We start from the raw sequence: 22,665 nt of genomic DNA, 5'->3' as shown, positions 1-22,665 counted from the left end.
ACCCTCACACCGCAAAATAGGCCGGGAAGCGCAGATGTCGCCGCGCGACTTCTACGAATTGGGGATCGCGGCGCCCGGCCCAGACGCCAAGCCCATGGCCCACGGCAAGCAGGGCCAAGCCGACCAGCCACAACCGCAAGCCCAGCCCAACCGCGCCAGCAAGCGTGGCATTGATGATCGCCAAGCTGCGCGGCGCGCCGGCAAGCAGGATCGGCTCGACCAGGGCGCGGTGCACCGGCACGGCAAAGCCGGGAACGATGGCGGGATCGGGAGCATCCTCGCTCACAGCACTGCCCCACCGCCGAATGAGAAGAATGAGAGGAAGAAAGACGAGGCGGCAAAGGCGATCGAGAGACCGAAGACGATCTGGATCAGGCGCCGGAAGCCGCCCGAGGTATCGCCGAACGCCAGCGAGAGCCCGGCAGCGATGATGATGATCACGGCAATGATCTTGGCAACCGGCCCTTGGATCGATTCCAGGATCGACTGCAGCGGCGCCTCCCAAGGCATCGAGGCACCTGAAGCATGAGCCGTGCCCGCCGATACCGTCAACACGGCAGGGAGGAGCAGCGGAACGAGGCAGCGCCGGCGGAAAAGATGGCAACGCGCATTCATGGCAGGGTTCCTTCAGGTAGGATGGAAGGGGCATGCCCCGCGGACGCAGCGAGCGGGGCGAACTGGTAATCGCCGTTGGCAGCAAGGCCGGTGACTGCGACGAGGTCGGCAAGGCGGCGGGCCGGCCCGTCGCGAACCAGCACCGCGATGACATCGATGGTTTCGGCAATCAGGGCGCGCGGCACCGTCACGACGCGTTCCTGGATGAGCTGTTCGAGGCGGCGCAAAGCCGCGAGCGCGGATCCGGCATGGATCGTGCTGATGCCACCGGGATGACCGGTGCCCCAGGCCTTGACGAGATCGAGCGCTTCGCCGCCGCGGACTTCGCCGATGGGAATGCGATCTGGCCGCAGCCGTAGCGCCGAACGGACCAATTCGGACAGCGTGGCGATACCATCGCCCGTGCGCAGGGCGACGAGATTGGGCGCGGTGCATTGCAGCTCGCGGGTGTCCTCGATCAACACGACCCGGTCGGGCAAGCGCGCCACTTCGGCGAGCAGGGCATTGACCAGCGTGGTCTTGCCGCTCGAAGTCCCACCCGCCACGAGAATGTTGGCACGTGATGCCACCGCGTTGCGCAGCGCCTCGGCCTGGTCGGGGCGACAAATGCCGGCCGCGACATAATCGCCCAGCGTAAAGACCGCGCTGGCGGGCTTGCGAATGGCAAAGCTCGGCGCGGCCACCACCGGCGGCAGCAGGCCTTCGAAACGGGCTCCGCTTTCCGGCAACTCCGCCGAGATACGCGGAGCCCGGCCATGAACTTCAGCACCGACATGGTGCGCCACAAGCCGGACGATGCGCTCGGCATCCTCGCCTGAAAGGGTTTCGGTCGTTGCCACCAGTCCCTCACCAAGCTGGTCGAGCCACAGCCGGCCATCAGGGTTAAGCATGACTTCAACCACCGCGGGGTCATCGAGCCAGGCGCAAATGCGCGGCCCGAATGCAGTGCGCAGCATGCGCGTACCACGCGATGCACCAGGAGCATGCTCGGGCGACGCGCTGCGGGAAAGGGAAGAGGGACTGGACATCACGCGCCTTGCTCAATCCGCGCGGCCCGATGCCAGCGCGGCAAGGCCTCTTAAGAGGGCAGCAAATTCACCAAAGGCAACAGCTACTTGCCGCTCTCGCAGGCTGGCGTACAATCGGCCAGTCTAGCGCAGATTCTCTGCCGCACGCTCTTCTGTGACGACGAGGTTGACCTACCCAGCAGCAGTCGCATGAGTCGCCTCACTGCGGTCCATGCGACGAGCGACCAAGCCCGTTGCGCTGCGTCCTGTCGCAGCGCCGTTGTCCGCATCGCGGCGCCCCGCTAACGACGCCCGATCGCAATCTCCTTGGAGAACAGACGCATGCGCCGATCCTTGATGGTTGTTCTCTCGCTGGCGCTGGCTTCGCCCGCTCACGCCTGGGGTCCCGAAGGCCATCGCATCACCGGCGCGATCGCCGATGCCAACCTCAGTGGCCTAGCGCGCGCGCAAGTCCACCTCCTGCTCGGCTCGGAAGACCTGGCCCAGGCGGCAACCTGGCCCGACGAGATGAAATCCGATCCCGACCCGTTCTGGCAGAAGCAGGCCAGCCCGTGGCACTATGTCACGGTCAAGGGAGACGACTATGTCGCCAGTGACGCCCCGCCCGAAGGCGATGCGATGACAGCCCTCGCCCGGTTTACCGCAACCTTGCGCGACCCGTCAGCGCCGATCGAACAGCGGCGCATGGCCCTGCGCTTCATCGTCCATATTATCGGCGATCTGCACCAGCCGCTGCACGCCGGCGCCGGCACCGATCGCGGCGGCAATACCGTCCAGGTCACCTGGTTCGGCAAGCCGACAAACCTCCACAGCGTGTGGGACTCGGCCCTGATCGAGCAGCAGGGCCTGTCCTATTCCGAATATGCCGGCTGGCTCGCCCGCGCGATCACCCCGGCCCAGGTGGTGGCCTGGAACCAGCGCGATCCGCACGTCTGGATCCGCGAGAGCGTGGCCCTGCGCAAGACCATCTACCCCACCGACCCGGCACTGTCGTGGAGCTACGCCTACCAGCACCGTCCCGAGATCGAGGACCGCCTCAAGCGCGCCGGGGTGCGGATCGCGGCCTATCTCAATGCGGTGTTCGAACCGGCGCTTTGAGACCGACCTCAACGGCGCGGTGCGCGGTCTGATGCGGCAATGTCGGGGGCTTGCCGCGGCACCGCCCTGCGATCGCTGCGCCACTGCTGGCGAGCGCCGGCGGCCATTGCGCGGCAGCGTTAGCAGCGCGCTTGGCAACCATACCGCAGGGCCCAGGATGATGGTGTCGCAGCATTTTTGGCAAAAAACCGGTTCCCCCTCTTTCGTGCGATGCTCTACGGTAGGTCATGATGCAGATACTGATCGACGCCGATGCCTGCCCGGTGAAAGAGGAAACCTACAAGGTAGCGCTCCGCTACAAGGTTCCTGTGGTTGTCGTCAGCAACAGCCCGATTCGGGTGCCGCACGACGCGCTCATATCGCGCAAGGTCGTGAGCGACGCATTCGACGCGGCCGACGATTGGATCGTCGAGAACACCCTCGCCGACACGTTGGTAGTCACCGCCGACATTCTGCTGGCCGATCGTTGCCTGAAATTGGGCGCCACGGTCATCGCACCAACTGGCAAACCCTTCACGAGCGCCTCAATCGGTAGCGCCATCGCCATGCGGGCAATCATGTCCGATCTGCGCGCCGGTGGCGAGCAGTTGGGCGGCCCCGCCCCGTTCAGCAAGGCCGATCGCTCACGCTTTCTCTCCGCGCTTGATGAGGCGCTGACCAAGCTGCAGCAACGGAGCAGATGACGCTGAGTTGGCCGATTTCGCCACACAGAGAGACGATTGGGGTCAAATCAGGGGAGCACGCCTAGCTTTGATCGGTCAGGCTGCGATCCGCACCAAATGTGCTTACGGCGCTGGCCCGGCAATGCCGGGCGATGTCTCAAGCACGCTAATTTCGCTTAAGGTCCGGCAACGGCCCTGCGAAGGCGCGTATCGTCACCATAGCCGAAGACTTGCCCAAGTTTGCGCGCGCACCTTGCGCTGCCCCACCCGACGCAACCGGGCGCCTGTATCATGATGGTCCAGCGACAAGGAGGGGCGGCGCTTCCGGCTAAGCTGGGCGGCGCCGTCCTGTCCGGATCAGATCTGGGCCATGCCCCCATCAGCGAACAGTTCGATGCCATTGACATAGCTCGACTGGTCGGAGGCCAGAAACAGCACTGCCTTGGCGACTTCTTCGGGCTGGCCCACGCGGCCGAGCGGCACCTGCCCAGCCATGAAATCGAGTAGGCCCTGCTGGGCTGCGGCGTCAGGGCCCGCCAGTTCAACCAGGCCCGCCGTCTCGATCGGCCCCGGGCTGACCGTGTTGACGCGGATTTTGTGGTCCTTGAGGTCAAGGATTCAGCTGCGGGCGAAATTGCGCACCGCCGCCTTGGTGGCCGAATAGACGCTGAAGGCCGCCGCGCCGGTGATCGCGGTGACCGAGCTGGTGAGCACCACCGAGGCGCCATCGCGCAGCAGTGGCAAAGCCTTTTGCACGGTGAACAGAACGCCCTTCACATTGGTGTCGAACGTCTGCTGATAGTGTTCCTCGCTGATGGCGCCCAACGGGGCAAAGCCGCCACCACCCGCATTGGCGAAGATCACATCGATCTGGCTATGGCGCTGCTGAACCGCATCGTAGAGGCAGTCGATATCGGCAAGCTTCGACATATCGCTACGCACGGCGGTTAACCGGCCGCCGATCACTTTCACCGCCGCATCCAGTGCGTCCTGGCGGCGTCCGGTGATGAACACCGAGGCTCCCGCTGCGGCGAACGACCGCGCGGTGGCAAGGCCGATGCCCGAGGTGCCACCGGTGACCCCTGCGGTGCGCGCGCTGATCGACCATCTGGCGGCAACGTTTCCGAAGTGACGAACGCGGCAGATGCTGCAAATTCCGCAATGTTTTTTGCACCATCGCCTGAAGCCAAAGCACCGGTCACGCATTCGGGCACAGGATAGCCGCCAACAGCAGGAACAGCGTATAACCGCCGATAATAGTACCGCCCACAGCATGAAGTGAGTAGGTTTTTACCTGCAAGACCCTGCTCATTTGATGCAGGAGGATGGTTGTTATGGCGCCGTAGTCCAGCGAATGACCGGTTGGACTGCGCCGAAGGTGTATGCTTGACCCTCCGGCGCACCAGAATTCTTTCCTGCAATTGGGCGCAAAGGCTGCCGCGACCCATTCCAATGATTTGACCCTCAGGGCAGCCCACGCGGCCAGCTTGATCGCAGCAGCCCAATTGCAGTGATGACGATGACGCCATCTACAACAAAACCCGCGAAGTCTGTCGCACCGTGCATGAACTGCGTCGCATGTATTCCCGCTGAGGCCAGCAGCAGCACACCGGTGGCAATGCGTCCCGCACTGGCCAGGTCGGCTGCGGAGCTCGCCGTTAGCGCCGACGCGATGATCGCTGAGAGAAGCGTGACCGTTGCCCAGACCGCTACCAAGGTCCCGTCCGGCATCCGGCCATGGAGCAGCAGCGCAAGCAGCACCGTCGTGGCTATTGCGACCGGTTGTCCCCAACTGATCGCCGCCCACTGCCGCTCCCATCCTGGTGCCGCTCGCCCTTTGTCACGCCGCCGCGCCAGCCAAATGGTGATCCCCGATGCAGTGACGACGCAGAGCGCCAGACCCAACAACCCATAGGCGATGCGAACGGCCATCCCACCGAACCAGCCAAAATGCAGCGGGCCCAGCGCGCCAAGTATCCGTTCACCGACGGTCAGGCCCGCGGGATGCTTTTCGGCAACTATCCTGCCGGTGGCATCAAAGGTGATGTTGTCCTGCTGCGCGATCAACCGGCGCCGCGATGCCGACAGTTCCAGCCGCATATCGCGGCGGCTCCAGTGGCTGACCTCGATCTGGCGCAGTTGCGCACCGGGCGCACGGTCGCGCGCTACGGCAATCAGCGTCGCTACATCGGGCATGGGTGCTGGCCGGGCGTCTTCCTTCGCCTGCGGCGGTGCCAGCAACGCATAGATCTGCTGACTGTCGCCACGAAACAACAGGAGCGCAAGAATGCCGACGATCACGGTGCTCAGTCCCAAGAGTGCGCCGGTGAGTGAGACGATGATATGAAAAGGCAGCGGCCAGACACCGAGACGGTTGTGCAAATCCGCCTGCTCCAGCCGCAGCGACCCGCCAAGCCGCAAGTGAAAGGCGTCCCGGAAGATACGGGGATGGGCAAGAATACCGGAAATCAGCGACGAAAGGAGCGCAACTCCCGTCAGGCCGACCAGAAAGCGACCCAAGGTCTGCGGCAGGTGCAACCGCGTGTGCAGATCGACCAGAAAGTCAGTCCAGGGCGATTTCGCGCGCATGGCGAGATGGCCATTGGCATCGGCGTACCAAGCCTCGTCATCCGCGTCATTGCCCGACGAGAGCAGAAGACGCGGGAAGTCGTCACTTGGCAGCAGAACGTAGAAATTCTTGTCGGTCCCTACCCCGCTTCCCATCTCGACGACAGCGCGTCCGATCGCCGCATCGCTGGCGACCGGGAAGGTCGGGGCGGCCGGTTGCTCCCACCGCTGAAAATCACGCACGAAGACGCTGAGCGTGCCACTCAGGCAGACGATGTAGATCACGGCGGCAAAGGCGATGCCCAGCACAGAATGGCCGTTCAGCACGGCGCGCACGATCTCGCTACGCCAAAGGCCGCCACGTGGGCGTTCGGCAGGACGGCTCATGCGATGCCTCCCAGAAAGGCGAGGCCAAAACCGAGGATGGTTGTGCCCCCCAGCACGGCCGTCGCCCGGATAATCCGCTGGTCAGCGAGAGTCCAAGTCATGGCCAGCCCCCAGAGCGCCGGGACTAGCAGGGCGGCGATTAACAGGCGGGTTTGAATCGCACCGGGCGCCCAGGCAGCATAGCAGAATGCTAGTGCCATCGCCGCGAGCATCCCGAGGGGCCCGGCCAGAAGGGCCTTGAGCCAGCCACGCCATGCGCGCGACTTGCCGTCCAGCGGCGCAGGGGCAAGCCGTGCTCGCCGGGACTCGCGCGCCGCGCGTCTGGTTGCGCCGTGCACCACAACCAGCAGACTGCCCACAGGCAACAGCGTCAGGGCGTAGGCGAGACCGAGCATCGGCCCGATCCAGACCGCTGATGCGAGCAGAGCACCGACCAATATGCCCCAGCCGGTAAGCCTGAAGTCAGGGCGCTCCCGCTCCCGGTCTGTCCAAGCGCATCGCAGGAACCAGCTTCCGCCAATACCTGCACCCACGAACAGGGCGGACGTCAAAAACGGAATCACCAGGCCCCTCGCCACCCAGCGTATGCCTGGTTGATGCCAGTGCCGCCAACCGGCGCGAATGTATCTCCAAACAAGCTCATTGTCGCCCCATCTCGATCTTTTCGAGAGTCAATTAATGCAATTGACTCTCAAGAGCAACGTTAATAGTCGATGCGCAGCCAACTCGGGGGAATAGCCATGTCCAATATCGGCACGCGCTTCGGCGCGCTTGCATTGCTTCTGACAGCCGCGGGAACGGCCCATGGTGCCACACCGGAGATGGTTCCAGCGAATAGCCCGGCAGATCAGTCTGCTGGTCAGCAAGGCGCGGCAGAAATCATCGTTACCGGGCAGAAATCGAACCGGACGCTGCAGGACACACCGGCGAGCGTCGCGGTGACGACCAATCAGGCGATCGCCAGCCAGAATTTGCTGAGCGTCTATGACGTCCTCGAGCGCACCCCCAACCTGTCGATCAGCGGCAATCGCACCACCTTTTCGATCCGCGGCATTGACGCGTCCAACGTATCGGGCAGCGGCGACGGCGCACTGGCAAGCGTATATCTGGATGGCGCCGTTCTCCCGCAGGTCGCGCTCAGTGTCGGGCCACTCGATCTTTATGATATCGCGCAGGTCGAGGTGTTCCGTGGGCCGCAATCGACCGTGCAGGGGCGTAACGCGTTAGCCGGGGCCGTCATCATTCGGACGACCGATCCGACCTATGAATGGAGCGGCAAGGCGCGGCTGCTCATGACCGACAAGGACGGCCAACGCCGTGCGGGCGCAGCGATCGGCGGTCCGCTTATCGATGGGCAACTCGCGTTCCGGATTGCTGGCGAGATTGCCCGCGCCGATGGCCTCGTCCAAAACGTCACATTGCACACCGATGGCGACCGACGCGAATCCGAGACCATCCGCGGCAAGCTGCTGCTCACCCCCGCGGCATTGCCCGGACTGCGCATTGTCGCGACCTATCTGCATGACCGCCACCAACGCGGCACAGATTGGACGCAATTTGATGCACCCTATACGCTCACGCAGCGCGTTGCGACCGAAGACGTGCCCGACATCCTCACCGTCAAGAGCGACATCGCGACACTTGAGGCCGACTATGACCTTGGCGGGGGCTTCAAGCTCACTTCGGTCACCAATTACAGCAATATTCGCAGCCTCAATACCTACGATCAGGATCGCAGCGCCACACCGGGCCAGGTCGGCATGATCCGTGATCCGAGCAAGACGTTTCAGCAGGAACTGCGCCTGAACGTCCAGAAAAGCTGGGTCCAGGGCCTGGTCGGTGCCTATTACCTGCGCGACGACAATCGCGATTATCTCTTCCGCGCCACGCAAAATCTGGGATTACGCCGCCTTGGCATCGACCGGACATTGCTGGGGATGGGGATGCCGCAGGCAACGGTCGATACGGTCATCAATCTGTATGGCGGCACGGTGCCGATCGCCAACACACTTACCCAGCCACGCCTCACCAAGAACCGGGCCGCCTTTGCCGACCTGACGTTCCCCCTCACCAACAAGCTGCGCCTGATCGCCGGGCTGCGCTACGATCACGAAAGCCAGAATCGCGGCTCTGTCCAGACCGTTGCCATCACCGGCGCATTGCCAGATCCGACGGCATTATCTCCCGCACTGGCGCCGATCGTCACCCAGTTGAACGCCCTGTTGCAGGCGACCGCCGCGAACGCCACCAGCATTCTTCCCCAGCGCACAGTCACTTACCAGGCCTGGCTCCCCAAAGCGGGCATCACCTATGACCTGACCCGCGACGTGTCGCTTAGCCTGACGGCGCAGCGCGGCTATCGCGCGGGCGGGTCCGGCCTCAACCAGCAGCGCGGGCAGTATTATGAATACAACCCGGAATACACATGGAACTATGAGTTCGCCGTGCGCTCGCAATGGTTCGACCGCAAGCTGACGGTCAACGCCAACGTCTATTATATCGACTGGAAGGACCAGCAGGTCTCTGTGCAACTGACGCCGGGGTCGGTGTTCGATACGCAGGTCGTCAACGCCGGCAAGTCACGTCTCTATGGTGCCGAACTCGAAATCAGCGGGCGGCCCACACCGGAACTCAATCTCTTCCTGGGCGCGGGTTACAGCAATACCCGCTTCGAGAATGCCGCATCCTCGACCGGGACACTCTTCCAGTTCGTGCCTGGCAACCAGTTCAGCAGGGCACCCCACTGGACGGTATCAGGCAGCGCAACCTGGCAGCATCCCACGGGGCTCTTCGCCAACGTCAACGCAAACTATCGCAGCGGCTATTTCCAGGACATCGTCAATCAGCCTGCGATCCCGCCCGAGCAGGATATCCGCGGCCGCACGCTGGTAAACACCAAGCTGGGCTGGCAGGGCGACCATTTCGGGGCGTTCGTCGTTGTCAGCAATATCTTCAACGTCCAGAAGCCGACCCAGAGCTTCGTTGATCTCGACGGTCACCTCCGCGGTGTCGTGAACGACCCCCGCATCATCGGCCTGTCGTTCGAAGGTCGATTCTGAATGAGATGGGGCCGCGTACAATAGCCATCACCGCCCATGGCCATCCCGGGCGAACTGCCGGGCAGAAGAGGCCTGCAGATGCACCATGGTCCGGGGGCCTTGCGAACGCCCCGGACCATGTGCCCAGATTCAGGCTGGTGCCTGCCAGCCAGCCTGATCATCCAATGCGCGCGCTGCTGGAACCGCGCATCACGCTTGAACGCCAGCCTTTTCGGCGCGGTTCGGCCTAGCCGTTGACCGCGCGCCGATGAACTGTCTCACCTGTTGGTGCAGGGCGATCGCCAAGGATGCGCTGAGCGCGGCGGCGAATCGCTGGACCGGATCGCCGACGATATCGGTTATGAAACAGCAGACGCGTTCGATAGCGCTTTCCGCAAACGCCTTCCGCATCCCACTGGCCCGCTTTGCCAGAATGACAGGAGGAGCATAATCCATCCAAAATTTCTGCCGTTCAGCTGCTTTTGCCACCGGCCAAAAGCTGTCCTTGGTTCACCGCAAGCCTGACCAGTCGCGGCCCGGGGTGGCGTTAGCTATTCGATCGGTAATGACTCGGCGCCACCCCGATCAGGCGTTTGAACATTGTCGTAAAGGCAGCCGGGCTTTCATAGCCCAGGTCAAAAGCAATGGTTGTCACGGCATCTCCAGCAGCCAAGCGCGGCAGCGCGATGAGCAGGCAGGCTTGCTGTCGCCAGGCACCGAAGCTAAGCCCGGTTTCACGTCGAAATGCACGCGTGAATGCGCGGCGTCCCATCCCCAAATCGGAACTCCACTGGTCGATCGTATCGTGGGCACTGGGCGCTTCCAGGAAAGTTCGGCATTTTCGCGCGATTTCGACATGCTGGGGAAAGGGGACGGCCAACGGCATTGTCGGTGCTCGGGCAAGTTCAGCGAGCAGAAGCGACATGACCAAACCATCGCGCCCGTCGACATCATATTCGGGAGGTATGTCGCATGCGGCTTCCAGCAGGTGGCGGAGTAGCGGCGAGACTGGGATGACCTTGTTGGCATTTCCCAGCGAGCCGGGCACATCCGGTTCGATTAGAACGCTGCGCGTGCTCACTTCACCGACCATCCGCACAGCATGGCTGACACCGCCAGGCGTCCAGATGGCGCGTTCGGGCGGAGCGACCCAAGCGCCGTGTGGCGTGCTGACGACTACCACACCTCGAGCCGCATAAAGCAACTGGCCGCGGCGATGCTGATGCCAATCGAGCTCGAATGCAGGAGGGTATTCGTTGCTGATAGCGACAATGGGGCGGTCGATATGCTCAACCAAAGCTGGATCGGACCAAGGCATTTGGATGTCCCACATGAAGAAGTGAATGGCCCATACCGGAATGCGGGACAGCTTGTAACGCTCTAAGGAATGGCGCGACCACCACCAACGAGAGCCAGCCATGAACGCTACGAAAGCCGCCGCGCAATCAGCCGATACTACCGTGTATGGCGTGATCGTGGCGATCAGCTTCTGTCATTTGCTCAACGACATGATGCAGTCGCTGCTCCCGGCTATCTATCCCAATCTCAAGACGGAGCTCGGCCTATCGTTCAGCCAGATCGGCCTTGTCACCCTCGTTTACCAAATGACGGCATCGATTCTGCAGCCCCTGGTGGGACTCTACGCGGACAAGCACCCGACCCCCAATGCTTTGCCCGGCGGTACCTTGTTCTCATTGGCCGGGCTTCTCTTGCTTTCCGCTGCGCACAGCTACGGGCTCTTGTTGGTCGGCGCGGCCCTGCTGGGCATGGGCTCCTCGGTATTTCATCCTGAGTCGTCTCGCGTCGCGCGAATGGCCGCAGGTGGCCGCCATGGTCTGGCCCAGTCCATGTTCCAGGTGGGCGGAAATGCTGGCTCTGCGCTGGGCCCGCTGGCTGCCGCGATCGTGGTGATGCACTGGGGCCAGTCGAGCCTCGCGTTCTTCGCAATGCTTGCGCTACTGTCCTGTGCAATCTTGTGGAACGTCGGCCAATGGTACAGGCATCAAGGCCTGGCACGTCTCTCGCTCAGTGTCGCCGGCAAGCGGGCTGCGCCACCTCTGCCTAGGAAAAAGGCTCTCGGCGGGATTGCGATCCTGCTTGCCCTGATCTTCTCGAAATATGTCTATCTGGCCAGCCTCACCAGCTACTTCACGTTCTACCTGATCCATCGTTTCGCGGTGAGCGTGCAGGTGGCCCAGTTGCACCTGTTTGTCTTTCTGGGAGCGGTCGCGGTCGGAACCATCGCAGGTGGACCGCTGGGAGACAGGTTCGGTCGGAAACATGTGATCTGGTTCTCGATCCTGGGCGCGCTGCCGTTCACGCTGCTGTTGCCACATGCCAGCCTGTTCTGGACGGGGCCGCTGACGGTCATGATCGGCCTTATCCTGGCATCAGCCTTTCCCGCGATCGTCGTCTTCGCACAGGAACTGGTGCCGGGGAAAATAGGGATGATTTCGGGATTGTTCTTCGGTTTCTCATTCGGAATGGGCGGCATAGGTGCGGCAGTCCTGGGCGAAGTCGCTGACCGATCGGGCATCGACATGGTCTACGCGGTTTGCGCATTCCTTCCCGCGATCGGGTTATTGGCCGTCTTCCTGCCCAATCCCACAGAACGCAAAATCTAGAAGAAGCCGCGGGTTCCACCGCGAATATGGTGGCGGCACGCGGCGAAGGTCCGCTGTTGGGTACTTCCATGTTGTGGTTAAGGTGCCCGCCGAGATTGCTGCCATTGCTTGGGAAAACAGGTCGATGGTCTGACGCGCGTGGCGGCAAGCCGGGCGAGACGGACGCGAGCGGCCGGCTCATCTACGATCACGATAAGAGGAGATTGATGATCACCCGACCGATTGACGGCCACCCGGCGACCGCGGCCAATGGCGGAACTATCGGCATTGCCGCCCGTAGCGCGGACCATGTCTGCGCATGGCGGCACCTCCATCGAAACTCCACCGTGTGAACGTCCCAACGGTGCTTTCGCTGCCTATCTCCGGGATCCGGACGGCGACACACTCACCGCGCGGGCGAAAGCAGCGCGGTGCCGCGCAGTGCTTGCGCTAATCGGCTAGGGCCTTGTAGGGATCCGGCGTGATTTGATGAATGCCCATCGGCTAGCTGGCGCGGAGCCGGCGGAATTCAGGCAGCAATTTCCTTGTATGTGTCGCTGCTGAGCAACCCTGCAGTGCCATGGAAGGAGTTCGTGAAGTCGGGTCTGGCGGATGTCCGCAATTCTGGCGAGGACGTTGGTGAACCAGGTGAGCGGATTGGCGTCGTTGACCCGGGCGGTAAGTTCGCAAATGAATGCAACCTCAAAACCGACATATCATCCAACCGGCAAGGCGCCGCTCAGCGGATGTCTACGCAGATGGCGCGACCTGAACACTCGGAAGACTACCAAAATCTCATGGCAGATTTCCGGGCAACGGTAGGTATCTACCCTCTTTGTCTTTCAGCCCAACCCAGCGCCTAGCGTCTTGGCCGCAGAGGGCGCCGGCATCGCGCTGGCAACGTGCGCCACAGCCGTCTGCACCTGCCCAGCCCGCTCGCTGATTGCCGCAATCAGGCGGTCACGATCATTGGTGAAGACCGTCGCAGTTGCCCTGGCCCGGGATAACCCGACGTAGAAGCTCTTTTGATCGACCAGGTTGGTTGCCTTGCTATCGGCATGGATCAGGACATGGTCGGCGGTGCGGCCCTGGGCTGCAAAGGCCGTGTCCACATAGGCATGCCGGATGTGCTGATCGCGTGCTGAATCAAGCTGCAGCGTCTCCTTCTTACCCCGCGCCGTTCGGATAGTCGCGCTGCGTGATTGCTCGTCCACGGCGATCACCTCGCCGCGGTCGCCGTTGATGCGCCCTGCCTCACGGTCATTGCGGGTGAACTGGATACGGTCGCCAACCTTCAAGTCCAACTTCTGCGGCACGAACGCCTGGCTGTTGGTTGCCCCCCATTGCCGCAGACGCCAATCCACCTCCCGCCCGTCCTCGGATTTGAGCGTGATGGCCGCCTTGTCAGGGTCGATCGACTCGACCCGATAGGCTTCACCCCGGACCACGCCTTTGTCGACATAGTCGCGCGTGAAGCGCACAATATCACCCTTGTCGTAGGCCAAAGGGTCACGCGCATCGACACGGGTTAGTCCTTTGTTCGCCAGGCTGCGCATCCTGACCGCCGGGCCGGACAATGCGCCTGCTCGGGTCAAGGCATCACGGATCTCGACAGTGAGCGCGTCACGGCCCTCGCGTGATGGCTCGATCACCAGCGTGCGCGCGCGTACTGCCTTGTCCAGCCCGGCATAGTGCGTGGCCATGGCGGCAAAGCGTTCGGCCCGGTCAGCGCTTTCAACGATGCGCCCGCCACCCCGGTCCAGCGCGGCAAGTGCCCGTCTTGCATCGCCTTCGATGGAAGCCAGGACCGCTTCCTTGGTCGCCAAGTTGGTCTGCCGGACGATGTCATGCAGCCTTGCCGTGTTCATGCCGGCGCCTTGCAACTGGGCGAAGGCTGCACCTGCTTCAACCGATCCCAACTGCTGGACGTCGCCGACAAGGATGACGCGCGCGTTGTCCTTTTCTGCTTGCGCGAACAAACGTGCCGTGTCGCGGGCAGAGAGCAAGGATGCCTCATCAACGATCCACACTGCCGGCTGGCCCGAGTTGGTGCGTTGCGGAGTTAGCAAATGGCGAGCGACCGTTTCGCCCCTGGCGCCAAGTGCTTCGCCCAGCACCATAGCCGCCGCTGCCGTTGGTGCCAGTGCCTTGACCGATGCGCCTTGCGCTTCGGCCTCACGCGCAAACGTCGCCAAGACAGTAGTCGTCTTGGCGGTGCCGGCATATCCTTGCAAAGCCGTAATCCGGCAACGGCTGGTGAGTAACTGCTGCGTCGCAGCACGCTGCTCTGCATTCCAGGCCATTCCTGCCCGCTCGGCCCGCATGGCAGCGTTGGCAACCGCCTTGGCAGCGGAGAGTGGAGAGGCGATCGGCGCCAATGCCCCGCGCCCCTTGGCTTCGATCTTGAGCATGCTGGTCTCGATCTCAACGTTCTCGCGGGTGGTGAAACCGGAAAACGCCGCGCCGCGACGATCTACGAATGTCCGCTCGATCAGGTTGCCAGCGCTGGTGGCCGCTTTCACGGCTGCACTGATTTCGGCATACCCGATCTTGCCCAGTCCGATCCGTCCCGCTTCCTCATGCAAGGCGGCACTGGCGAACACCGATTGCCGCTCACCCAGCTTCTCGGCAGCCTGGGCGACAGCGCGATTGGCCACGGTCGCATCTATCGCCAGTTCCCCTTGGTAAGCCGAACTTGCAGCCCTCTTCTGCGCCTGCTCGATCAGGCCTAATCGCGCCGCCGAGTCGAATCCGGCCCTGCTCGCCTTCTCGCGCCATTCCTCGACCAGAGCAGCAGGGTCAGCAGCCACCTTGGCGGGACGCGTGGCCAATGTGGCTATCTGCTTTTCGGCCGCGCTGGCCTCGATGCGGGAAGTGCCGCGCTCCGCCAGCTTGGCCTCAATGGCAGCACTGCGGGTGCTGAAGGTTGCAATGATCTCACTGGAGACACCTTTGATCTCAAACTGGGAATTCTTGCCTGCTTCGATCTCATAGCCGAGCTCGCGGACTTTGAGCGCCAGCTCCTGCCCGTAGATGGCGCCGATCTGCTTCTGCAGTTGATAAATGGCGCGAGGCTCCAGGCTGCGCCACCTGCCATCTTCGTCGTGTGTCGCGTTCATCACCACATTGTGGGTATGAAGCTGCGGATCCTGGGCCCGGCTGGTACCATGCTGGAAGCTAGCGATTACCAGATTGCCGGTTGTCTCGCGAACGGTTTGGCCGCCCTCCCGGACACGCGTTGCGGCCATGTGCTGCTCGACGTGGGTCATGGCAATGTGCACAGCTTCCCGATGCGCGGCAATCAGCCGTTGGTCGCCTGCGACCTCGGCCATGATCGACACTGACTTGGGCGCGCTCAATGTGATGTCCCATCCAGCACGATGTTCGCGGTTGCCATCCCGCATGGTACCCAATTGCTGCCCAGCGACGTTGCCTTCGAGCATTGCTCGGAACTGCTCACGGTCCACTTCACCCGAAAGGCTCAGTGCCGCAGCCCCCTGGCCTTGCCAATACGAGGGCGAAACTTCGCCCTCCGAGCGGAAATCATCAGCCTCGTAATAGCTAGCGACCTGCCCGGGATTGGTTAGCGCAAAGACGGACGCGACCATTACACAGGGCCCTGGCTTTTGGGTTGCTGACGCTTGGGTGGCTGTCGTGGCGCACTGGAAGCTGCCGCGGCTGTCGGCGCAGGCAACGACTCAGGCGCAGGCGCAGGTGCAGACAATGTCGGTGGAGTGGCGGCGGTCGCTTTTTCCCATAGCGTATGGCTGGGGTCACCGGGCAGGAAGCCCGGCACGCGGGCAGGTCCACGCTGGGAGATATGATCGGCGGTCAGCTTGATTCGGGCCAGCGGCAGGCCATTGGGGAAAAGCAGGTAACCCTCGGACTTGGGAAGGCGCAGTTCACTCGGCAAGACGCGAGGGTTGACCTTGCGCACGCTGCCCAACGTGGTACGCGAACCTGCCTCGCGCTTAGCCATGGCATCGGTCATGGTTCGGATCTCGACCTCGCACTCGCCTATGGTGCGGCTCGCCCATTGCTGGGTTTCTCCGTCGATGGTTTGCAGGAACAGCTTGGTGTTGCAGCACCCCAGTATGGATTCGGCGAGCTGCGCCCCATAGCGATGCTGCATCTGTCCGAGCGCCTGGAAGGTGAGGATGACGGCAGCGCCGAACTTGCGGCCCTCGGGCAGCAGTCGCGCCAGATTGTCGACCCGGGGCAGATCGGCAAGCTCATCTAACACAAACCAGATGCGCCGCTCCGGTGATGGCGCCAGGCCGAGCACCGCGCTGGCTGCGCACTCCAACCAGCAGGCCAGCAAAGGCTTCGAGGCCTCGAAGTAATCCTCCTTGCGCGGGACGAAGATCCAGGGACGGGCCCCCTCGCGCTTGTCGAGCCCATGGATGAAATCGCGGAAAGCAAAGGGCACGCCCCCGCTGTCCTCGACACGCAGGAACTGGATCAGGTCGGCGGCTTTGGCGAGCATGAAGAGCACGCTGCCAGTCGCCCGGTCGGCATCGTCAGCGAAAGTCCGCGCTGACGAGGTGGCGGCAAGCCATGCTTTTAGATCGGCTTTGCTCCTGTTTTGGAGGGCATCCAGCAAGTCGGCCAATGTCCATTTCTTCTCGCGCCAGAGGGCGCGAAGCATGTTGGCAACCAGGATACGGCTGGTTTCGAGCCACACATCGCTGTCATGCGTACCAGTCTCGGTGATGAGCTGGCGGGCGATGCGGTCTGCGTCGGCAGGATGGGCGATCTCGGCAAAGGGCGACCAGAACGCGCAGCGGGCGTCGAAAGGATTGAGGACGATATCGCCCCGCTCGGGGCAGTAATAGTGGGCGATGAATTCCCCGCTGGTGTCGTAGACCAAGGCAGCCTCGCCGCGCGCCTCGATGGCGTCGAGCAACTGGCGCAGGGCAGTCGTCTTGCCCGAACCGGTCGTGCCGATCATTGCCATGTGGCGGGTTTCCAGCTCCGTCGGGATCGGCACGGTGCCGATCGACAAGGGCAAGCGTACCGCCTCCTTGGCCGTCCGCCGCGCGAGACGCGTTTCTGTGGTAATCGCCGTTCCGGCCATCCATCTGTCAGCAAGCAAGCGGCCATAGCGGCGCAGCGCCATGTCGCGCCTGGCCAGCAGGATACCGAGCCAGGCTAAGCAGCCCAGCACACTCCCCCACACGGCGTAGGTCCGAACCTGCCGGGCGCTGCGCGCAAAATAGGGATGCGCGATAATCGCGCGCGCCGACCGGTCTTTATCGATCTGGTTACCCCGTCTGACATCGACCCCGGTATCTTCGGTCCAGGCCGAGACGGCCCAGAGTTTTACACGCGCCCAATGATAGGTCTCGGCCGCGCCAACCACGTTCCGTTCTATGAAAACGCTCGGCAAGGCCATCGCACCCAGGGCAACGCAAACCAGCAAGGCGATCGCTTGCCGCTTGAAGTATGTCAGACTTCGCCCCTGGTGCTGCTTGTACAGCGCATCAGCATGGATGCGGCGATCCGACGAGCCGATCATTGCTTGCGCTCCTGCGCCAGCAGCATTTGCCGACGGTGGGCCGCGTTAATCTCTGCGGTGATTGTCTCATCGCTTTCTGCCAGCCCCAAGGCGGCGGCGCGCGCATAACCATACGCTGCGCAGGCCGTGAACAGCACCCGCTCGAGCATCCGCTCGGCATCACTCAACCGCGTACTGGCCAATGCCAGTTCCGTGATGATCTCCTGCACCGACGTGTCAGATCCAGGTGGCACGGCAAGGGTCTCCGCACCAACCTGCACACAGCGTTGGACGAGCGCGTAGACGCTGATCTCTTCGCGCTTGGCCAGAGCCCGAATGGCCTTGTCGACCTTGATTGGCACGCGCACGGTGTACTGCACCGGCCTCATCGTACCGCCTCCTCAAGAGTGCCTGCAGCACTCTTGCAAACATCGCGCAATGCGCTGCTCGGAGCATCAGCCCAGTCGGCAAAACCGCTGAACGCTCGGGAAAACTGGCGCCTAACCAGGATGCGCACGTGCGTGAGGTGTGGCGAAATATCATGGGCTCGATGCGAAGCATCGCAGCCCCTCGCACCGGCGAGCATCGCGGAACGATCGGGCATCTTTGCATCCTTTGTGGTAAGGGATGAACGGCGTGGACGGGATACCGCGTGGCGACCCGACGCGGCCGCAAACGCTCCCCCCGCATTGGTTGACAAGTCTGGTTCCTGTACGGCGGTCCACACCGGGATCAGCGCCTTGCGACCATGGCGCGCAGCTTGGCGATCACCGTGTGCCGTTGGCCAAAGACAGACGAAGCGAAGGTGGCCCAGGCGCCAAGAGAACATCGCCATGGCGGTCACGTCCTGCCGGCAAATGCGGAGCAAATGGGGATCGGGCTGCGCTGCCTGATGCAGGCAGCAGGTCAGCCCCGAACCTGCCGCCCGATCTGCAGTGACCAAGGCAGGCCCATGCGAGGCCGCGCCGCGGCTACCGCTGACCATGCTAATCCCGTCCCAGGCCTGACTATGACAGGAACCGCATGCCGGCGGCACAGCCACAACACGGGCAATCGCTGCGCTCCGCGGCGAGAGCGCCGCGTCTTTTCCGCCGCCTCCTGGCCTCCATGCCGACAGGCCGGTATCCGCAGGCAGCAATGCCTCTGGCCGCCAAATAGGCCGCAACGGTGCACGCTGCGCAGTCATGGCTGGCGGCTCCCCCGTTCCCGAGGAAACAGCCCCGCGCTGGGCAGCCCGACATCCGCGTCCACCGTGACCGGGCTCATCGCCGCGGCTGCTGCCGCAGGCTGGTGCGGTGAGGAAAACAACGGGGCAGCACGCCAGTCCGGTAATGCCGGATGCGGCTCTGGCATCGTGGGGTCAGCGGCAGCGACATTCCCCGGCAACGCTAACCTGGGGGCGAGGCGTGCCACATAACGCATCGTCTCGGCGGGCAAGGGGCGCCCGCTGCGGAGATAGGCTTCGTAGCGCCCCGGTCCGGCATTGTAGGCGGCAAGAAAACCTGGACTGCCGTAGCGATCATGCAAACTGCGCAGATAGGCCGCGCCAGCAAGAATATTGGCGCGAGGGGCGAAGGGATCGTCACCCAAGCCATGCGCGCGGGACAGCGCGCGCCAGGTAGCCGGCATGAGTTGCATCAAGCCCATCGCGCCGACCGGCGAGACAGCGGCGGCATTGCCGCCGCTTTCGGCGGCCAGGATCGCCATCAGCCAGGCTTCAGGCAAGGCGAACCGCGCTGCCGCTTCGGCGACGAACGGTGCCCACGGCGATCGGCTGGCGGGGTCTGGCGCTGCGACACGCGGCACCGGCTTAGCGCAAGCCGGCACGGCAGGCAGTCCCAGACCACAGGCCCAGATTGCTGCCGTGACAGCCGCGACATGTCGCATGGCGCAGCGCCACAGCAATGGCCACGCCGGCCCAGAACGTGCCGGACAATAAGGCCTGTCGCTGGCGCGCAATAGCCGTCTGCACTGCGCCGCGAACCCGGACACAATGGCCTCTAGCCGGTATTCACCAGCCCACTTGCCATCTCCGCCCGCCCGCAAACCCGACAGCAGCGCGCCTGACCAGAGCAACCTCGGCCCCGGGCGGCAAGCGCCAACAGTCATCATGCGAAGTGGATCGCTCGGGCTCATGGCCGCATCCTTGGTAAAGGGGAAAGCGGAGGCGGGGATGCGCCAGCAGCGAACCACACACGTTGGCCGGTGCCACGCTCGTCGGTCCACACGGGGTGGGCAACGCCAAACACCGCGCTGCGCGGCACTGGCCCGAAATAGCGGCTGTCGACACTGTCCCCGCGCGCTGGCGCGAGCAGGAACAACTGATCACGAGCGAGGGAGACGCAACCTGACCAAACCGGCAGCGGGCGGCCAATGCGATCGCGCGCGCGCGCCACTGCCACCGGGCGGCCGGCAATCGTGACCTCTGGCCCAAATCGGCAGACGCGCGTGCCTGCTGCCGCTGCCAAGGGCTTGATCAGCGGCACGCCGGCCGGCAAGTAGCCGCGCCGCGCCATCAGCGTGGACCACGGCGCCGGCAGGCGCACCGCGAGCCGCTCGCCTGGCAGCAGCTGCGTGGCCGGCTCGATCCAGTAAAGCCCGGTTGGCACGCTGGACGACGCGTTCCATACCAGGCGCGGCCGGGAAGGCAGCAGGGTCGGCACAACCAGAGCGGCCACGGCCAGTTCCATCGCAAGCAGGGTGCGCCGGTTCATGCTTGTCTCTCCCGCCGTGCGAGCCAGGCGGCCTGGCACCGGGGGTCGTTGATCCGCGCTGTCCGGCGCGCGGCAAGGCGGTGGTGGATGAGCCGCCAGTGATCCGCAGCGACCTCCTCGGGCGCAACGCCCAGCGCCTCGATCGCAGCGATTACGGCAAAGACGCGGGCTACGCGGCGCCAGCCTTGGACGGCAAGGAGGATTTCGCCGCCCGGATCGACCGATGCGAGGCGCGAAACGGCAGTGCCGCGTGGCAGAGCGCGGACGATGGCAAGGTGCGAGAGCGCAGTGCCATGGTCATGGCCGGCCCAGCGCACCAGCGCGAAGATCTGGCCTGGCGCATAGCTCTCGACGCGGCGCCCCCTCTCGCCGCGGCGGGTGGCGACCGGCTTGCCGAAACGCAGCCAGTGCTCGCAGTGGCCGTGCGGCCAGAACAGCGTGACATGGGTCAGCGGATCATCGGTCGCACCGCTAGCCGAGGGGTTGCTGGTCGCCGCCCCTGCGCACGCCGTTGTACCCAATCGGCCGCATTCAGCAGCGGATTGTCCACAGCATGACGGCGTTAGCAGGAATCCGGAGGATTCCTGGTTAGGTCGGTTAGGTGACCAATAAGCCTCTGAAATAACGGGGCGATCCGCGCCAATCGGTTCCCGATCGTCCGAGAAAGCGGTTCCCGATGGTCTGAATGTCGGGGTTCCTGATCGTCCGTGTGTCATGACGACTTATCCACAGGCGCCAGCCCGACCCGCCGCAGGGCCACGGCGTAACAATCTTCGGGTGAGCGCACGAAGCGCAGCCAGTGCCGCCCATGTTCGGCAAACAGCGTGAGCGTATAGCCCGGCAGGGCCTGGCGGCTGACGTTATCGCGCAGCGCAAAGGCGAAGCGCTTGAGCGGCCAGAGCAGACCCGAGCGCATGTGGAGATGGGGCAGATCGAACGTCCAGCCGCCCACCTGGCGCCCACCATGCTTGCGCACGAGACGGTAGAGCCAGCGCTCGAGTCCGCCGGTGAGACCGAAATAGGCGCGATCGATCGTCAGCACCCACTGCGGCTGGAGTATGGCCTGATAGAACCAGTCGGACACGATCAGTTCGATGCCGCAAGCGCGGCCACGCGCATCGCTGCATTCGCGCCACGCGTTGATCCAGGAAAAGCATTGGCAGCGGCCGCGCTCTGGCTGGCGCAGGGTTGTAGCGATCGTGGTCGACTGCAGGCGGTCGAGTGCGGCTTTCAAGCGCGCATAACTAGCCTTGCCGGTGCCCCGCCGCGTGAAGGTGAGAATGTCGTGCGGGCGCGCTGCAATCATCCGCGATGTCGGGTGGCCCGCATCGCGGGCCTCGACGATCTGGCTCGCTGCCCAGATCAGCACGTCGGCATCCCAGATCGTGGCCATGCCGTGTTCGTGGGTAGCCTCCACCCGGATCGCGACGTCACCCATGCGGAAATCAATCGGTCGTGTGCGGTGGTTCTTGGCGAGACTGAAGAACGGCCAGACCATGAGATCCTGCGCGTCGCGCGGCGCGATCGGGCCACGCCGGGGCACGAACAGGTCAGGCTCGTCGCGCGTTGACGGCTTGGTGCGCGCCGACGCGGCGGACAGGGCGCTCACCGCCGCACCGGCCCGGTGCCGGGCTGGCGGCGAGCCGGATGGACTACGCCGCGCCCTGGGTCACGCGTCGAGCGTCGCTGCCCCGGGTAGACCCAGGCATCGAGGTCGGCGAGCGCGTAGACAATCCGACCGCCAAGCTTGTGATAGACCGGGCCGGTGCCATAGCAGCGATGCTTTTCGAGCGTGCGCGGCGACAACCCGAGATGGACGGCCGCATCAGGCGTGCGCAAATAGCGGGGATAGATCGGGGCAGGAATGGAGTTCATTGTCAGGCTCCGTCATGTTCCGACGTGCTGCGGCGTAGCGCAGTCGAGAGAGCCCAAGTCTGGCGTGGTTTTGGTGCCTTGGCGGAGTGACAAAAATGCCCCGGCTGCTTTTGTCACACCGCCGGGGTCAGCGGCGCGACAAGCCGCAGCATTGGGCGCATGGCGATGTTTGACCTGACCAAGGTCGCAGGCAGCGCACGCAGCGCTACGCCGCGAGAGGCAGAAGCAACAGATCGGCGGCAGGACGCTGGCCGCGCCGCTCGCGTATTATACTTTCGCGGAATTGTTCACGGTCTTGCCCGTGCGCGAGCAGGCAACGTCGTCACGTACGAGAAAGAATTGTGTGGCTGAGCCTTGCCGATCGGGACCGGGGCGGCCTGGTAAGCCGCCCCGGCTTGGTCAGAGAAACGCGATCTCGTCGGCGACAATTTCGGTGTTGTAGTAGGTGCGGCCGGCCTTCTCGTTGTGGCTGTAGCGGATCTCGCTGTAGCGCGACAAACTGGATGATGATTGCGCGTCAATCAGGATGAGAATGTGATTGTCGCGGCGCGTCGATCAGTGCCTGTTTAGGTTGTCGCTG

Annotated in this window: 20 protein-coding genes and 2 pseudogenes; 5 read left to right on the top strand and 17 right to left on the bottom strand. The window is 63.7% G+C overall.

The window, feature by feature from the left end:
- Positions 1 to 4: 4 nt before the first annotated feature.
- Genes ABIC78_RS17335 through trbB form a run of 3 tightly spaced genes read right to left on the bottom strand, consistent with a single transcriptional unit; the run spans position 5 to position 1,571 of the window.
- Positions 5 to 286 carry a VirB3 family type IV secretion system protein gene (locus ABIC78_RS17335; RefSeq protein WP_171795484.1) on the bottom strand — a complete coding sequence of 94 codons (282 nt, stop codon included), beginning with the start codon at positions 284 to 286 and terminating at the stop codon, positions 5 to 7.
- Positions 283 to 615, bottom strand: coding sequence for a TrbC/VirB2 family type IV secretion system protein (locus tag ABIC78_RS17330; RefSeq protein ID WP_022675391.1), 333 nt, complete (start codon positions 613 to 615; stop codon positions 283 to 285). Before ABIC78_RS17330 ends, ABIC78_RS17335 begins: the two co-directional genes overlap by 4 nt.
- A complete protein-coding gene (gene trbB / locus ABIC78_RS17325) occupies positions 612 to 1,571 on the bottom strand; it encodes a P-type conjugative transfer ATPase TrbB (protein ID WP_354491019.1) in 960 nt (319 codons plus the stop codon). Before trbB ends, ABIC78_RS17330 begins: the two co-directional genes overlap by 4 nt.
- A gap of 393 nt (positions 1,572 to 1,964) precedes the next feature.
- Here trbB and ABIC78_RS17320 point away from each other — a divergent pair, with 393 nt between their 5' ends.
- A complete protein-coding gene (locus tag ABIC78_RS17320) occupies positions 1,965 to 2,741 on the top strand; it encodes a S1/P1 nuclease (RefSeq protein WP_354491017.1) in 777 nt (258 codons plus the stop codon).
- A 230-nt stretch (positions 2,742 to 2,971) separates the two neighbouring features.
- Positions 2,972 to 3,424, top strand: a complete 453-nt coding sequence (locus tag ABIC78_RS17315; RefSeq protein ID WP_028657620.1) for a YaiI/YqxD family protein — start codon at positions 2,972 to 2,974, stop codon at positions 3,422 to 3,424.
- 336 nt (positions 3,425 to 3,760) lie between these two features.
- Here the strand turns inward: ABIC78_RS17315 and ABIC78_RS17310 are convergent.
- Positions 3,761 to 4,462 (bottom strand): annotated as a pseudogene (locus ABIC78_RS17310) (SDR family oxidoreductase).
- Here ABIC78_RS17310 and ABIC78_RS17305 point away from each other — a divergent pair.
- Positions 4,410 to 4,535, top strand: a complete 126-nt coding sequence (locus tag ABIC78_RS17305) for a hypothetical protein (RefSeq protein ID WP_354491126.1) — start codon at positions 4,410 to 4,412, stop codon at positions 4,533 to 4,535. The pseudogene ABIC78_RS17310 and the gene ABIC78_RS17305 sit on opposite strands and share 53 nt — an antisense overlap.
- Positions 4,536 to 4,867: 332 nt before the next feature.
- Here the strand turns inward: ABIC78_RS17305 and ABIC78_RS17300 are convergent, their stop codons facing one another.
- Positions 4,868 to 6,358, bottom strand: coding sequence for a PepSY-associated TM helix domain-containing protein (locus tag ABIC78_RS17300; RefSeq protein WP_354491015.1), 1,491 nt, complete (start codon positions 6,356 to 6,358; stop codon positions 4,868 to 4,870).
- Positions 6,355 to 6,753: a hypothetical protein gene (locus ABIC78_RS17295; protein ID WP_354491013.1), complete on the bottom strand. Its 399-nt coding sequence runs from the start codon at positions 6,751 to 6,753 to the stop codon at positions 6,355 to 6,357. The genes ABIC78_RS17300 and ABIC78_RS17295 overlap by 4 nt, the downstream gene beginning before the upstream one ends.
- A gap of 345 nt (positions 6,754 to 7,098) precedes the next feature.
- On the opposite strand from ABIC78_RS17295, the gene ABIC78_RS17290 reads away from it, so the two are divergent.
- On the top strand, positions 7,099 to 9,417 hold the full coding sequence (locus ABIC78_RS17290) for a TonB-dependent receptor (RefSeq protein WP_354491011.1): 2,319 nt from the start codon (positions 7,099 to 7,101) through the stop codon (positions 9,415 to 9,417).
- Positions 9,418 to 9,606: 189 nt separating this feature from the next.
- On the opposite strand, the gene ABIC78_RS17285 is transcribed toward ABIC78_RS17290, so the two are convergent.
- Together ABIC78_RS17285 and ABIC78_RS17280 are read right to left on the bottom strand one after the other, a co-directional pair.
- Positions 9,607 to 9,885 (bottom strand): hypothetical protein, encoded by a 279-nt coding sequence (locus ABIC78_RS17285; RefSeq protein ID WP_354491010.1) that lies wholly within the window; start codon positions 9,883 to 9,885, stop codon positions 9,607 to 9,609.
- A 58-nt stretch (positions 9,886 to 9,943) separates the two neighbouring features.
- A complete protein-coding gene (locus tag ABIC78_RS17280) occupies positions 9,944 to 10,816 on the bottom strand; it encodes an AraC family transcriptional regulator (RefSeq protein WP_354491008.1) in 873 nt (290 codons plus the stop codon).
- On the opposite strand from ABIC78_RS17280, the gene ABIC78_RS17275 reads away from it, so the two are divergent.
- Positions 10,815 to 12,020, top strand: a complete 1,206-nt coding sequence (locus ABIC78_RS17275) for an MFS transporter (protein ID WP_354491006.1) — start codon at positions 10,815 to 10,817, stop codon at positions 12,018 to 12,020. The genes ABIC78_RS17280 and ABIC78_RS17275 overlap by 2 nt on opposite strands.
- Positions 12,021 to 12,577: 557 nt before the next feature.
- On the opposite strand, the pseudogene ABIC78_RS17270 reads toward ABIC78_RS17275, so the two are convergent.
- The 9 genes and pseudogenes from ABIC78_RS17270 to ABIC78_RS17230 form a co-directional block, all read right to left on the bottom strand.
- Positions 12,578 to 12,682: pseudogene (locus ABIC78_RS17270) on the bottom strand (transposase domain-containing protein); the annotation flags it as partial.
- A 159-nt stretch (positions 12,683 to 12,841) separates the two neighbouring features.
- Positions 12,842 to 15,607, bottom strand: a complete 2,766-nt coding sequence (gene mobF / locus ABIC78_RS17265; protein ID WP_354491004.1) for a MobF family relaxase — start codon at positions 15,605 to 15,607, stop codon at positions 12,842 to 12,844.
- Entirely contained in the window at positions 15,607 to 17,517 is a 1,911-nt protein-coding gene (locus tag ABIC78_RS17260; RefSeq protein WP_354491002.1) for a type IV secretion system DNA-binding domain-containing protein, read from the bottom strand. Before ABIC78_RS17260 ends, mobF begins: the two co-directional genes overlap by 1 nt.
- Positions 17,514 to 17,885, bottom strand: a complete 372-nt coding sequence (locus ABIC78_RS17255) for a hypothetical protein (protein ID WP_022678182.1) — start codon at positions 17,883 to 17,885, stop codon at positions 17,514 to 17,516. Before ABIC78_RS17255 ends, ABIC78_RS17260 begins: the two co-directional genes overlap by 4 nt.
- A 793-nt stretch (positions 17,886 to 18,678) precedes the next feature.
- A complete protein-coding gene (locus tag ABIC78_RS17250) occupies positions 18,679 to 19,383 on the bottom strand; it encodes a lytic transglycosylase domain-containing protein (RefSeq protein WP_354491118.1) in 705 nt (234 codons plus the stop codon).
- Positions 19,384 to 19,628: 245 nt separating this feature from the next.
- On the bottom strand, positions 19,629 to 20,210 hold the full coding sequence (locus tag ABIC78_RS17245; RefSeq protein ID WP_354491000.1) for a S26 family signal peptidase: 582 nt from the start codon (positions 20,208 to 20,210) through the stop codon (positions 19,629 to 19,631).
- Complete coding sequence (locus tag ABIC78_RS17240) at positions 20,207 to 20,731, bottom strand: DUF2840 domain-containing protein (protein WP_354490998.1); 525 nt, start codon at positions 20,729 to 20,731, stop codon at positions 20,207 to 20,209. Before ABIC78_RS17240 ends, ABIC78_RS17245 begins: the two co-directional genes overlap by 4 nt.
- Positions 20,732 to 20,922: 191 nt before the next feature.
- Positions 20,923 to 21,810, bottom strand: a complete 888-nt coding sequence (locus ABIC78_RS17235; RefSeq protein WP_502915693.1) for a replication initiator protein A — start codon at positions 21,808 to 21,810, stop codon at positions 20,923 to 20,925.
- Between the two features lie 5 nt (positions 21,811 to 21,815).
- Positions 21,816 to 22,085, bottom strand: coding sequence for a helix-turn-helix transcriptional regulator (locus ABIC78_RS17230; protein ID WP_022678177.1), 270 nt, complete (start codon positions 22,083 to 22,085; stop codon positions 21,816 to 21,818).
- Between the last annotated feature and the right edge of the window lie 580 nt (positions 22,086 to 22,665).

This window comes from Novosphingobium sp. 1529 (genome assembly GCF_040544855.1).
GTDB classification, from domain to species: domain Bacteria; phylum Pseudomonadota; class Alphaproteobacteria; order Sphingomonadales; family Sphingomonadaceae; genus Novosphingobium; species Novosphingobium capsulatum.
Note: the sequence above shows the minus strand (reverse complement) of the source record. Positions and strands in the feature narration are given on the sequence as shown.

Bases quoted from the DNA above. Each gene is read 5' to 3' on its own strand.
- ABIC78_RS17330 (WP_022675391.1), bottom strand. From the start codon at position 615: ATGAATGCGCGTTGCCATCTTTTCCGCCGGCGCTGCCTCGTTCCGCTG.
- trbB (WP_354491019.1), bottom strand. From the start codon at position 1,571: ATGCTGCGCACTGCATTCGGGCCGCGCATTTGCGCCTGGCTCGATGAC.
- ABIC78_RS17320 (WP_354491017.1), top strand. From the start codon at position 1,965: ATGCGCCGATCCTTGATGGTTGTTCTCTCGCTGGCGCTGGCTTCGCCC.
- ABIC78_RS17315 (WP_028657620.1), top strand. From the start codon at position 2,972: ATGCAGATACTGATCGACGCCGATGCCTGCCCGGTGAAAGAGGAAACC.
- ABIC78_RS17305 (WP_354491126.1), top strand. From the start codon at position 4,410: ATGAACACCGAGGCTCCCGCTGCGGCGAACGACCGCGCGGTGGCAAGG.
- ABIC78_RS17300 (WP_354491015.1), bottom strand. From the start codon at position 6,358: ATGAGCCGTCCTGCCGAACGCCCACGTGGCGGCCTTTGGCGTAGCGAG.
- ABIC78_RS17295 (WP_354491013.1), bottom strand. From the start codon at position 6,753: ATGCTCGGTCTCGCCTACGCCCTGACGCTGTTGCCTGTGGGCAGTCTG.
- ABIC78_RS17290 (WP_354491011.1), top strand. From the start codon at position 7,099: ATGTCCAATATCGGCACGCGCTTCGGCGCGCTTGCATTGCTTCTGACA.
- ABIC78_RS17275 (WP_354491006.1), top strand. From the start codon at position 10,815: ATGAACGCTACGAAAGCCGCCGCGCAATCAGCCGATACTACCGTGTAT.
- ABIC78_RS17280 (WP_354491008.1), bottom strand. From the start codon at position 10,816: ATGGCTGGCTCTCGTTGGTGGTGGTCGCGCCATTCCTTAGAGCGTTAC.
- mobF (WP_354491004.1), bottom strand. From the start codon at position 15,607: ATGGTCGCGTCCGTCTTTGCGCTAACCAATCCCGGGCAGGTCGCTAGC.
- ABIC78_RS17260 (WP_354491002.1), bottom strand. From the start codon at position 17,517: ATGATCGGCTCGTCGGATCGCCGCATCCATGCTGATGCGCTGTACAAG.
- ABIC78_RS17255 (WP_022678182.1), bottom strand. From the start codon at position 17,885: ATGAGGCCGGTGCAGTACACCGTGCGCGTGCCAATCAAGGTCGACAAG.
- ABIC78_RS17250 (WP_354491118.1), bottom strand. From the start codon at position 19,383: ATGCGACATGTCGCGGCTGTCACGGCAGCAATCTGGGCCTGTGGTCTG.
- ABIC78_RS17245 (WP_354491000.1), bottom strand. From the start codon at position 20,210: ATGAACCGGCGCACCCTGCTTGCGATGGAACTGGCCGTGGCCGCTCTG.
- ABIC78_RS17230 (WP_022678177.1), bottom strand. From the start codon at position 22,085: ATGAACTCCATTCCTGCCCCGATCTATCCCCGCTATTTGCGCACGCCT.